This window comes from Rhodococcus sp. NPDC057014 (assembly GCF_042673295.1).
GTDB lineage: Bacteria > Actinomycetota > Actinomycetes > Mycobacteriales > Mycobacteriaceae > Rhodococcus_F.
Window position 1 is genome coordinate 26,691 of record NZ_JBHUSF010000004.1, and the last position, 11,238, is coordinate 37,928.

An 11,238-nucleotide genomic window follows, 5' to 3' on the forward strand; every position below is an offset into this window, starting at 1 on the left:
ATGACCACTTTTTCCGGACTGACCGCAGACGTCGCCAGTGAGGCCGTCGAACTCGCCCTCCCGTCGATCGAGAACCTCTCCCACGGAAGCCCGGGGCACCTCGTCGTGCTCCGGCCGGGCGTCGCCCCGTCCGCCGATGCGGAGTTGCCCGTCGTCTACCGCCGCAGCTGGGGTGAGAAGAAGGACTGGCGCGGGCCGTACGACGCGATCGCCGAGTCGAAAGCGCGGATCAGCTGGACCACCGGACTGCCGTCGCACGCCGTGCAGCAGTTGCACCCGTACCTCTACCAGCAGGGGTGGACCAAATGGGGTGGTAGCGCGGTGGGCGAGGGCGGGCTCGTCGTGGCGTACAGCGGCGACAAGTGGTTCCACGACCAGTTCTATTCGGAGCTCGTCGTCTCGGCGATCAAGGTGGTGTGCCTCCGGGAGATCGACGCCGTGTTGCGCGACCCGGGCACCCTGTTCCTCGGCAACGGAGGTGAGAATTCATGAAGGTGAACGACACTCGGACGTTCGGGCGCGCCGGCTTCGACGTCACCCTCCTCGGCTACGGCGGTGCGCCCATCGGCAACATCTTCCGGCCGATCCCCGAGGCGGACGCCCAGGCGCAGATCGCCGAGGCGTGGAACATGGGTGTGCGGTCGTTCGACACCGCACCCATGTACGGGCACGGCCTGTCCGAGCACCGGGTCGGCCACGCGCTGCTGACGAAGGACCGCGAGGACTACGTGTTGTCCACGAAGGTCGGGCGCACGCTGACCCCCGCGCCGCGTGGGTCGTTCGACACCGGAATCTGGGTGGACACACCGCCGTTCCGGGCCGACTTCGACTACTCGTACGACGCGGTCCTGCGGCAGGTGGAGGACAGCCTGCAGCGCATGTGCCAGGACAGGTTCGACATCCTGTACGTGCACGACGTCGACCGGTACACGCACGGCGACGCCCAGCCCGCGCGGTTCGCGGAGGCCGTCGAGGGTGCGTTTCCCGCGCTGATCCGGTTGCGGGACGAGGGTGTGGTCCAGGCGATCGGTATCGGGGTCAACGAGGCCGACGTCTGCGTCGACGCCCTCGAACGCGTCGACCTCGACTGCGTCCTCCTCGCGGGCAGATACACACTGCTCGAGCAGGATCCGGTGACCGACCTGCTGCCGCTCGCGGCGGAACGCGACGTCGCGATCGTGCTCGGCGGTGTGTTCAACTCGGGCGTCCTGGCCACCGGCGCGGTCGCCGGCGCCAAGTTCAACTACCAGCAGGCGCCGGAAGAGGTGCTCGGCCGGGTACGCGACTTCGAGAAGTTCTGCGCGCGCCACGGGGTTCCGTTGGCGGCCGCGTCGATTCAGTTCGCGGCCGCGCATCCCGCGGTGCGGGAACTCCTGCTGGGCGCCAGGAACTGCGACCAGTTGCGGCAGAACGCGGCCTGGCTCGAACACCCGATCCCGGCCGAATTCTGGCAGGACCTGCGCGCCGCGGGGCTGATCCGGGAGGAGGCGCCCACCCCGGCCTGACCGGCGGTCACATCGTGTACGGAGACGTCGAGTTCTGCAGTTCCTCCAGGAAGTCGGAGGGCACCGTCGGCCGGTCGGGGGGCCAGTCGCCGGCCAGTTGATCGGCCCGCAGATCCGCAATCAGTGCGACGACGAGGGGCCCGCCGTCGGGAAGTACCCGGTGGAGTCCGCGCGCCGCGCAGATCGCGGCGATGGACGCGAGTGCCTGCTTCGCCTCGTCTTCGCGGCCCGCCGCGGCGAGGCACGCCACCCGGAGGCGCTCGGCCAGCAGGTGGCCGCGGTTGCGGCCGGTGCCTGCCAGCCGGTCGGTCCACTCCTGCGTCCACACGCACGCCGTCTCGATGTTCTCGCGGGCCCCGGTGGCGAGCAGCATCCGAACCGCGGTGGCCTCCTCGACCTGCGCGACGATCTCGTCGATGCCCGCCACCGGGCGCCGCCGGTTCTCGTAGCGGACCGGGTCCGGTGCGCCGAGGGTCGGATGCGGGGCGATGCCGAGTCGCCGGCGTTCGTTCTCGACGCGGGCCCGCAGGCGGGCGAGGGAGAAGGTCCCGGCCACCTCGAGTCCGGCGTGGAGGCGTTTCGTCGCTTCCTCCCGGTCGCCGCGCAGCGCCTTGACGTGCGCTCCGGTGACGAAGCGGGCGACCTTGAAGTCCACCCCGCCGGTCTCGATGGCCAGGGTGTACCCGTCGTCGAGGAGACGCTCGGCCTCCTCGACGTCCCCGCGTTCGTAGAGCACCTCACCGAGCAGCGACCCCGCGAGCCGGGCGGACGGTGCGCGCGGGCCGCCCAGTTTCCGGCCTGCGCGGCGGGCGCGCCGGAAACGGTCGACGGCATCGTCGATGTCGAGTTGCTCGCACGAGGCGACACCCAGATAGCTCTGGCCGTGAACGACGTTGTGCGGTCCCTTGTTCCGCTCGTAGAAGGGCCGCGCGACCTCCTGGATCCTGCGCACCTCCGCGAAGTCGAAGCGGTACACGGCGGCGAACGTGGTGACGTTGAACGCGGCGCACACCACCCACGGGTGCAGCGACTCCGGGCGGGCGAGGCAGTCGCCGACGAGTTCGTCGATCCGTTCGGTGCGGTCGTTGCGCAGTTCCGCCACGGCACGCACGACGCCCGCCTCCGCCCGCAGATCCGCCGTGTCACCTGCGCTCGCGTCGCTGTCCGCGAGCGCCCGTTCGGCGCGTTCGAGGGCGCGTTCGGCGGTCGTGGTCCGGTTCGCCATCGCGTTCGCCCACGCCGTCGTGACCTGCAGCCGGGCGCTCGCGGCGACGAGACCCGGCGGCAGCATGTCGACCACCGCGGACAACGTCGCCGACTGCGACTGCTCGAGCAGCAACAACCCGTCGGCCTCGACGAGTTCCACGGCACGTTGCTCCTCGCCGCCGGCGAGGGCGTGCTCGACGGCCTCGCGGAGCAGGCTGTGGTCGCAGAACCAGCGGGACGCGGCGCGGTGCAGTTCCCGGATGCGGTCGGGCTGGTCGCGTTCGAGCCTGCGGCGCAGGAACTCCGCGAACAGCGTGTGGTAGCGGAACCACATTCGCTCGTCGTCGATGTGGCGCAGGAACAGGTCCCGGTCCTCGGCCGCCTCGAGTAACGCCTGCCCACGGGCGGTGCCTGCGAGCGTGCCCGCGAGACTGCCGCACGTGCGTTCGGTGATCGAGGTGGCCAGCAGGAAGTCGAGCATCTCGGGTTCGAGGGTGTCGAGGACGTTCTCGGCGAGGAATTCGCCGATCGCGTGGTGGCGCCCGGACAGTCCGGCGATCAGCTCCGACGGATCGGCGCGCCCGCGCAGCGACAGCGACGCCAGTTGCAGCGCCGCCACCCAGCCGTCCGTCGAGTCGCGCAGTTCGGTGACGTCCTCGGTGTCGAGGGGCAGGCCGCCGAGGTCGACGAGGAACGACTGTGCCTCGGAATCGTCGAAACGCAGTTCCGAATAATCGATTTCGACGAGTTCGTCCTTGACCCGCATCCGGCTCATCGGCAAACCGGCCCGGGTCCGGCTCGTCACCACGACCTGCAGGTGGTGGCACCCGTTGTCGAGGAGGAACTCCAGTGCGGCGATCGTCGCGGGTTCCGACACCCGCTGCCAGTCGTCGATGATCAGGGCGATGCGTTCGCCGCTCTCGTGGATCTGGTTGACGAGCGAGGTGAGCACGTACCGTTCGGCCTCGTCGTCGTGCTCCTCGAGGACCTGGCCGAGTTCCTTCGCCAGGTTGGGGCGCACGCGGCGGATCGCCTCGATGAGGTGCGCGACGAACCAGACCACGTTGTCGTCGTCGCTGTCGACGGTCAGCCACGCGACCGCGACCCCTTCGTCGGCGAGGACGTTCCGCCACTGGGCGGCGAGGGTGCTCTTGCCGAATCCGGTGGGACCGTGGATCACGGTCAGCAGGCGACGGCGGCCGGCCCGCAGCAGGTCGATCAGGCGGCCGCGCTCCACGAGTTGCCGGGTCGCGGCGGGCGGCCGGAACCGGGTGGCCGGCGCGGGCGGCGGCGTCGACGCATACTTCGCCCGTCCCGTCGTGGAGGTCCGGAACGGACCGGACACGGTCGAGACCGTGCCGTGCGAGGCGTCCTCGCCGTGATGGACGCCGGGGTCGACGGGCATCGCCATCTCGTCCACGGCCAGACCGTGGTGGCGCTCGACCTCCCGCAGTTCGTCTCCGAAGGCGGCGGCGGACGCGGGGCGACCGTCCGGTTTCCCGGCCATCGCCCGCTGGATCACGGCGCTCAGGTCCTCGGGGAATCCCTCGCTGCGCAGGTCCGGGACGGGCTGGGTGGTGATGCGCAGGAACTGCGCGATCACCTCCTCGCCGTTGTGCCGTTCGAACGCGGCGTGCCCGGTGATCGCGCTGAACAGGGTCGCGCCGAGGCTGTACACGTCGGACGCGGCGGTCGGGGTCCGCCCCGACAGCACCTCCGGCGCGGTGAACGCGGGGGATCCGGTGACGGTGCCCGCCGTCGTCTCGAACGCCCCCGACATGCGGGCGATCCCGAAATCGGTGAGTTGGGGTTCGCCGTACTCCGTGAGCAGGATGTTTCCCGGTTTGACGTCGCGGTGCAGGATGCCGACCCGGTGCGCCGTTTCGAGGGCGCCGGCGAGTTTCACCCCGATGCGCACGGCGTCGCTCCACGGGATGGGCCCGCGCCGGCGGATCTGCGCGTCCAGCGAATCGTGGGGGTGGTACTGCATCACGATGTAGGGCCTGCCGGTGTCGGTGGTCCCGACCTGCATGATGTTGACGATGTGCGGGTGGCCGCTCAGCCTGCCCATGGCGCGTTGCTCCCGCAGGAAGCGTTCGAGGTTCTCGGCGTCGAGCGCGGAGGTGAGAACCTTCACTGCCACCGTGCGGTCGAGTTCCGGTTGCGCGCACCGATATACCACCCCGAACCCACCGTGCCCGATCTCCTTGGCGTCCTCCAGCCCGACCGCGGACAGCTCGGCCGTGAAGGTCGCAGACACCGACTCACGCTGGGTGGCGAGCGGGTCGAAATCGGTCATGCCACCACCTCTTCGCTCGCCATCGAGCATATCGCGGCAGGGGTGACGCCGAGGCCGGACAATCGAGCGATGCCACACGTGCGGAAAGTCGTGGACCTGTCCCACACCATCGGGCCGGGGATGCAGGTGTATCCCGGCGACCCGGTGCCGACCCTGATCCGGCACTGCACCCTCGAGCGCGACGGCTACAACGTGCTGGACGTCCGGATCGGTTCGCAGTCCGGGACGCACGTCGACGCCCCGGCGCACCTGAAGGCGGGGGCGGCGACCATCGACCGGCTGGCGCCGGAGTTGTTCGTCGGCCGCGGCGTCGTGTTCGACGTGCGCGGGCTCGGTGCCCGGCAGCGGATCACCCCGGACGTGATCGGATCCCGCGCGGACGACGTCCGGCCCGGCGACATCGCCGTGTTCCATACCGGGTGGTCTCGGTTCTACGGAGCGGACGCCTATTACACGCATCCGTTCCTCGACCCCGCGCTGTGCGCACTGCTGCTGGAGCGGGGAGTGCGGACGTTCTGCCTCGACGCCCCGAGCGTCGACGAGACACCGGCCGACGAGCACACCGATGCCGGATATCCGGTTCACCATCTGATCGCCGACGCCGGCGGAGTGATCGGCGAGAACCTGTGCCGGCTCGACCGGATCGACTTCCCCGACCCGCTCGTCAGCCTCCTGCCGATCTCCCTCGAGGCCGGCGACGGAGCCCCCACCCGGGCGGTGGCGATGCACCTGGCCGACTAGCGTGCTCAACCACCGGCGACGGACTGCAGGATCTGCAATTCCTGCCCGGGGGTCACCGCGGTGCCGACGCCGCCGAGGAGCCGGACGTCCTCGCCGTCGACGTAGACGTTGACGTACCGCCGCAGGGCGCCGGTCTCGTCCCGAATCCGGCGGCCGAGAATCGGGAACTCTCCCGCCAGGACGTCGAGCACGTGCGAGACCGTCGACGCGGAGTCGAGGGGCACGTGCACGGAACGCTCTCCGCCGACGATCGACGCCAGAGCCCGCGGAACCCGAACGGTGACGCCCTCGCTCATGATTCGATCACCGCGGCCCGCACACACAGGACGTCGGGCAGGTGCGCAGCGACCGTGCGGAAGGTTGCACCCTCGTCGGCGCTCCCGTAGACCTCGCCGCCACGCGTGCCGAAATACACCCCGACCGGGTCGGCGGTGTCCACGGCGGCGGCGTCGCGGAGCACCACGTTGTAGTCGCGGTCCGGCAACCCGCTGTCGAGGCGCGTCCAGCTGTTCCCGGCGTCGTCGCTCCGGTAGACGGCCGGCCGGCCGTCGGGCGGGATGCGTTCACCGTCCGCCTTGATCGGAACCACCCACACTGTTCCCTCGCGGCGGGGATGGGTGAGCATCACGAACCCGAAGTCCGTCGGCAGCCCGTCCGCGATCGACTTCCAGGTGTCGCCGCTGTCGTCGGATCGGTAGACCCCGTGATGGTTCTGGGCGTACAACCGGTCGGGGACGACGCCGTCGCGGGCGATCTTGTGGACGCACTGGCCGAACTCGGGGTTGGGGTCCGGGAGGAAGTAGGCGGTGATCCCGGTGTTGCGCGGCTCCCAGGACGCACCCCCGTCCGTGGTGCGGTACACGCCTCCGGTGCTCATCGCGACGTGCACGGTGTTCTCGTCCTGCGGATGCGGGACGACGGAATGTGCTGCGGCACCACCGTATCCGGCTCCCCATTCGGGCCGGTGCGGATGGTCCCACAGCCCGCGTTCGAGGTCGAAATGCTCGCCGCCGTCGACCGACCGCCACACCGAGATGGGCTCACACCCCGCCCACACGACGCCGGGACGGTCGTCCGTGTCGGGCCGGATCTGCCATACCCGCTCGAGTGCGGCGCCGTCACCGTCGCCGAAGCGGATGGCGCCGTGGTCCGGTTCGGTCCACCTGGCACCCAGATCGTCGGAATGCGCGACGGTCGGACCCCAGTGTTCGGACCGGACCCCGACCAGGATGCGGGTGCGTCCACTACGGGTGTCGATTCCGATGCTCGGAATCTCGTTCATCAGGAAATGCGGGCCCGACATCGACCAGGTGGTGCGGTCGCGGCTGGTGGCGAGCCACAGGCCCTTCTTCGTTCCGATCGCGAGCAGGACGGTGTCGGCTGCGCTCATGACTCCATCGGACCACTCGGCCCGCCGGATGGCAACGACCGGGCGGGAACCTCAGCGGGCAGGCCCGTGCCCGATCCGCGCCCGCAGGTGGCTCAGCGCCCGGTGCTGCGCGACGCGGACGGCGCCCGGTGTGGTGTCCAGGACTCGTGCGGTCTGTTCGGCCGACATTCCCACGATGACGCGCATGAAGAGGATCTGCTGGTGCCGGACCGGGAGGGTCTCGACGAGCAGTCCCATCTCGCCGCGCAGTTCGTCGCGCAGGACGTGATGCTCGGGGCCGTCCTCGACGTCCACCACGTGATGTGCCGCGGCGGCGCGCGCGGTCGGCGGTACGGACAACCGGGTGGCGCGTCGCCGCGCGTCGGACACCTTGTGTGCGGCGATGCCGAAGATGAACGACAGCAACGACTTTCCCTGGTTCCGGTACGTCCGCAGGGCGCTCATCAACGCGAGGCACACGTCCTGGGTGACGTCGTCGGCGCTCGTGTGCGGATGATCCACCGACTCGAGCCGGGTGGTGCAGTAGCGGTGCACGAGCGGGTGCGCAATGCGGAGAACCTCTTCGACGGCGTCTTCGTCGCCCGCCGCTGCGTACGGCGCGAGTCGTTCCAACTCGGCTCTGGCGTCCAATTCGATCATGGTGTTCTCCCTGTTCCTGCGGCTGCATCCAGCCTCGGGGGAACACGCGATCGTCGATAGGCACCGCAGGGTGCGGAAGTCACCACCCCGGCTACGACTTCATAGCGGGATCTAGGACACGCGCTAGATGAGCGCAGATTCGGCAACAGAGGTTGTTACCTTCGTGGCCATGGACCCTGTCCGTAACCCCTACGCACCCGGCGCGGGGCAACGCCCGCCGGAGCTCGCGGGCCGAACCCGGCAGCTCGACGCGTTCGACGTGGTGCTCGAGCGGATCGCGCGCGGCCGCCCGGAGCGCAGTGTGATGCTGACGGGTCTGCGCGGGGTCGGGAAGACGGTCCTGCTGAACCACCTGCGGTCGGCGGCCATCTCCCGGCGGTGGGGGACCGGCAAGATCGAGGCCCGCCCCGATCAGGATCTGCGGCGGCCGCTGTCCTCGGCATTGCACATGGCGATTCGGGAGATCGCGGGCTCGCACCGCGACCCCGACCGGGTGGAGGAGTTCCTCGGGGTCCTGAAGTCGTTCGCCCTGCGTGCGACAGCCGACAAGGGCATGCGCGAGCGGTGGCAGCCGGGGATCGACGCGCCCGCGGTGAAGGGTCGCGCCGATTCCGGGGACATCGAGATCGACCTGGTGGAACTGCTGCTCGACGCGTCGTCCCTGGCCCGCGACGTCGGCGTCGGGATCGCACTGTTCATCGACGAGATGCAGGACCTCGGCGCCGCGGACGTCTCCGCGGTGTGCGGGGCCTGCCACGAACTCAGCCAGGACGCGGCCCCGCTGATCGTGGTCGGCGCCGGACTGCCGCACCTGCCCGCGGTGCTGTCGGCGTCCAAGAGTTACTCGGAGCGGTTGTTCAGCTACCACCGCATCGACCGGCTGGACCGGGTGTCCGCGGACCGGGCGCTGATCGCGCCCGCCGAGCGCGAGGACGTGAAGTTCACCGACGAGGCGCTCGACGCGTTGTACGCGGCGGCCGACGGTTACCCCTATTTCGTTCAGGCGTACGGCAAGGCGACGTGGGACGTGGCCGCGGCGACGCCGATCACGGAGGAGGACGTGCGGGTGGCGGCGCCGACCGCGGAGGAGGAACTGGCGGTCGGGTTCTTCGGTTCGCGATACGAGCGCGCGACGCCGGCCGAGCGGGAGTACATGCGCGCGATGGCCGATCTCTCCGGGGACGACGGCCCGGTCGCGACGGCGGCGATCGCGTCCGAACTGGGCCGCAAACCGGCGTCGCTGTCACCCGCGCGGGACGGGCTGATCAAGAAGGGCCTGATCTATTCGGCCGAGCGCGGGTCGATCGGATTCACCGTCCCGCACTTCGGGAAGTACCTGCGGGCGCAGAGCGACTAGCGGAATCTAGGTTTCTCTACGAAATTTCATAGAGAACCGAAGATTGTCCTGTCGAGTCCCGGACGTGTGGTTCGGGCGCTGGCCCTCGCCGTGGCTCCGGCGCATGCTGGAGGGACGACGAAGGGATCAGCGATGTCGGACACTGTCGCCCGCAAGGTCATCGGTGCACACCTCCTCGACGGCCGGATGGAACCGGGAGAGGAGATCTCGATCCGGATCGACCAGACCCTCACCCAGGACGCCACCGGAACCCTGGTGATGCAGGAACTCGAGGCGCTCCACCTCGATCGCATCAAGACCGAGTTGAGCGCGCAGTACGTCGACCACAATCTGCTGCAGGCCGACGAGAAGAACGCCGAGGACCACGAGTTCCTCCGCATCGCCGCCCTGCGGTACGGGCTGTGGTTCTCGAAGCCGGGCAACGGCGTCTCGCATCCGACCCATATGCAGCGCTTCGGTGTTCCCGGCAAGACGATGATCGGTTCCGACTCGCACACCCCGGCAGCCGGATCGCTGGGCATGCTCGCGATCGGCGTCGGTGGGCTCGAGGTCGCCATGGCGATCGCGGGTCAGCCCCTGCACCTGCGGATGCCTCAGATCTGGGGTGTGGAGTTGACCGGCAGGCTCCCCGACTGGAGTTCGGCGAAAGACGTCATCCTCGAGATGCTCCGCCGCCACGGGGTGAAGGGTGGGCTGAACAGGATCATCGAATACCACGGGGAGGGGCTTGCGACGTTGACGGCGATGGATCGTCACGTCATCGCGAACATGGGCGCCGAACTGGGCGCCACGACGTCCATCTTTCCGGCGGACGACGCCGTCCGCGATTTCCTCCGCTCCGAGAGCAGGGAGGACGACTTCGTGGAACTGCTCGCCGATGCAGGCGCGGAGTACGACGTACACGAACACCTCGACCTGTCGACGATCGTGCCGCTGATCGCGAAACCGTCTTCGCCGGGAAACGTGGTGCCCGTCCGGGAGGTCGCCGGTGAGGACGTCAGCCAGGTGGTGATCGGGTCGTCCGCCAATCCGGGACTGCGCGACTTCGCGATCGCTGCGGCCATGGTGTCGGGTAGGCAGACCGATCCGAGCGTGAGCTTCGACGTCAATCCGAGTTCGCGCGAGATCCTGGCCGATCTGACCAAGATGGGCGCCACGCTCGAACTCGTCGTAGCAGGCGCGCGAATTCACCAATCCGGGTGCATGGGCTGTATCGGCATGGGCCAGGCGCCGGCGACCGGGCGAAATTCTCTCCGGACGATGCCCCGCAATTTCCCGGGGCGTTCGGGCACCCGCGAGGATTCCGTGTGGCTGTGTTCACCGGAGACCGCGGCCGCGTCGGCTCTCACCGGGGTGATCACCGACCCGCGGGACTGGGCGGAGAAAGAGGGCATGCCCTACCCGGAGATCACACTTCCGGACCACGCTACCGTCAACACGGCCATGCTGGTGGCTCCGCTGCCGGAGGAAGAGGCTCGGCACGTCGAACTCGTGAAGGGACCCAACATCTCGTCCCTGCCCGAGTTTCCACCCCTGCCCGAGCGCATCGAGGCTCCGGTACTCCTGAAGGTCGGTGACAACATCTCCACCGACGAGATCTCTCCGGCCGGGGCACGGGCCCTGCCGTTCCGCTCCAACATTCCCAAGTTGTCCCGGTTCACGTTCACCCAGGTCGACGAGACCTATCCGGCGCGCGCGGAGGAGACGGCGAAGACCACCGGGCATTTCATCGTCGGCGGCGACAACTACGGGCAGGGGTCCTCCCGTGAGCATGCCGCGATCACCCCGCGGTACCTCGGATTGCATGCGGTGATCGCCACCTCGTTCGCCCGTATCCACTGGCAGAACCTCGCCAACTTCGGTGTGCTCGCGCTCGAGTTCGAAAATCCGGACGATTACGACACGATCCGGCAGGACGACGTGCTGGTCCTCGACGGAGTGCGGGAGGCCATACGTTCCGGCCCCCGTCTGACCCTGCTCGACGCGACCCGTGACGTGGAGATCCCGGTGCGTCATCGGCTCTCGCCACGTCAGATCGACGACGTGCTCGCGGGCGGATTGATTCCCCAGCTGGCTCGCAGGGAGTGATCAGCCGGTCGCC

At 69.2% G+C, this 11,238-nt stretch carries 9 protein-coding genes; 5 read left to right on the forward strand and 4 right to left on the reverse strand.

Annotated features, from left to right (window positions below; translation table 11 throughout):
* Both ACFTZB_RS01545 and ACFTZB_RS01550 read left to right on the forward strand, forming a co-directional pair.
* On the forward strand, positions 1-492 hold the full coding sequence (locus ACFTZB_RS01545; protein WP_378429784.1) for a hypothetical protein: 492 nt from the start codon (positions 1-3) through the stop codon (positions 490-492).
* A complete protein-coding gene (locus ACFTZB_RS01550; protein ID WP_378429785.1) occupies positions 489-1,505 on the forward strand; it encodes an aldo/keto reductase in 1,017 nt (338 codons plus the stop codon). The genes ACFTZB_RS01545 and ACFTZB_RS01550 overlap by 4 nt, the downstream gene beginning before the upstream one ends.
* 7 nt (positions 1,506-1,512) lie before the next feature.
* On the opposite strand, the gene ACFTZB_RS01555 is transcribed toward ACFTZB_RS01550, so the two are convergent.
* The gene (locus tag ACFTZB_RS01555) at positions 1,513-5,010 is read right to left on the reverse strand and encodes a protein kinase (RefSeq protein WP_378429786.1); all 3,498 of its coding nucleotides are present in this window, start codon (positions 5,008-5,010) and stop codon (positions 1,513-1,515) included.
* Between the two features lie 69 nt (positions 5,011-5,079).
* Here ACFTZB_RS01555 and ACFTZB_RS01560 point away from each other — a divergent pair, with 69 nt between their 5' ends.
* Positions 5,080-5,751 (forward strand): cyclase family protein, encoded by a 672-nt coding sequence (locus tag ACFTZB_RS01560; protein WP_378429787.1) that lies wholly within the window; start codon positions 5,080-5,082, stop codon positions 5,749-5,751.
* A 5-nt stretch (positions 5,752-5,756) separates the two neighbouring features.
* Here the strand turns inward: ACFTZB_RS01560 and ACFTZB_RS01565 are convergent, their stop codons facing one another.
* From ACFTZB_RS01565 to ACFTZB_RS01575, 3 genes are read right to left on the reverse strand one after another with little or no spacing between them, the layout of a single operon-like run.
* On the reverse strand, positions 5,757-6,047 hold the full coding sequence (locus ACFTZB_RS01565) for a MoaD/ThiS family protein (protein WP_378429788.1): 291 nt from the start codon (positions 6,045-6,047) through the stop codon (positions 5,757-5,759).
* The gene (locus tag ACFTZB_RS01570) at positions 6,044-7,141 is read right to left on the reverse strand and encodes a WD40/YVTN/BNR-like repeat-containing protein (RefSeq protein WP_378429789.1); all 1,098 of its coding nucleotides are present in this window, start codon (positions 7,139-7,141) and stop codon (positions 6,044-6,046) included. Before ACFTZB_RS01570 ends, ACFTZB_RS01565 begins: the two co-directional genes overlap by 4 nt.
* A gap of 51 nt (positions 7,142-7,192) precedes the next feature.
* Positions 7,193-7,780: a sigma-70 family RNA polymerase sigma factor gene (locus tag ACFTZB_RS01575; protein WP_378429790.1), complete on the reverse strand. Its 588-nt coding sequence runs from the start codon at positions 7,778-7,780 to the stop codon at positions 7,193-7,195.
* A 169-nt stretch (positions 7,781-7,949) separates the two neighbouring features.
* Between ACFTZB_RS01575 and ACFTZB_RS01580 the strand changes: the two genes are divergently transcribed.
* Together ACFTZB_RS01580 and ACFTZB_RS01585 are read left to right on the forward strand one after the other, a co-directional pair.
* Positions 7,950-9,137 carry an AAA family ATPase gene (locus ACFTZB_RS01580; protein ID WP_378429791.1) on the forward strand — a complete coding sequence of 396 codons (1,188 nt, stop codon included), beginning with the start codon at positions 7,950-7,952 and terminating at the stop codon, positions 9,135-9,137.
* Positions 9,138-9,269: 132 nt separating this feature from the next.
* Positions 9,270-11,225, forward strand: a complete 1,956-nt coding sequence (locus tag ACFTZB_RS01585; protein WP_378429792.1) for an aconitate hydratase — start codon at positions 9,270-9,272, stop codon at positions 11,223-11,225.
* Positions 11,226-11,238: the final 13 nt, after the last annotated feature.

Coding starts and splice junctions, on each gene's coding strand:
- ACFTZB_RS01580 (WP_378429791.1), top strand. CDS start 7,950: ATGGACCCTGTCCGTAACCCCTACGCACCCGGCGCGGGGCAACGCCCG.
- ACFTZB_RS01585 (WP_378429792.1), top strand. CDS start 9,270: ATGTCGGACACTGTCGCCCGCAAGGTCATCGGTGCACACCTCCTCGAC.
- ACFTZB_RS01545 (WP_378429784.1), top strand. CDS start 1: ATGACCACTTTTTCCGGACTGACCGCAGACGTCGCCAGTGAGGCCGTC.
- ACFTZB_RS01570 (WP_378429789.1), bottom strand. CDS start 7,141: ATGAGCGCAGCCGACACCGTCCTGCTCGCGATCGGAACGAAGAAGGGC.
- ACFTZB_RS01555 (WP_378429786.1), bottom strand. CDS start 5,010: ATGACCGATTTCGACCCGCTCGCCACCCAGCGTGAGTCGGTGTCTGCG.
- ACFTZB_RS01575 (WP_378429790.1), bottom strand. CDS start 7,780: ATGATCGAATTGGACGCCAGAGCCGAGTTGGAACGACTCGCGCCGTAC.
- ACFTZB_RS01560 (WP_378429787.1), top strand. CDS start 5,080: ATGCCACACGTGCGGAAAGTCGTGGACCTGTCCCACACCATCGGGCCG.
- ACFTZB_RS01550 (WP_378429785.1), top strand. CDS start 489: ATGAAGGTGAACGACACTCGGACGTTCGGGCGCGCCGGCTTCGACGTC.
- ACFTZB_RS01565 (WP_378429788.1), bottom strand. CDS start 6,047: ATGAGCGAGGGCGTCACCGTTCGGGTTCCGCGGGCTCTGGCGTCGATC.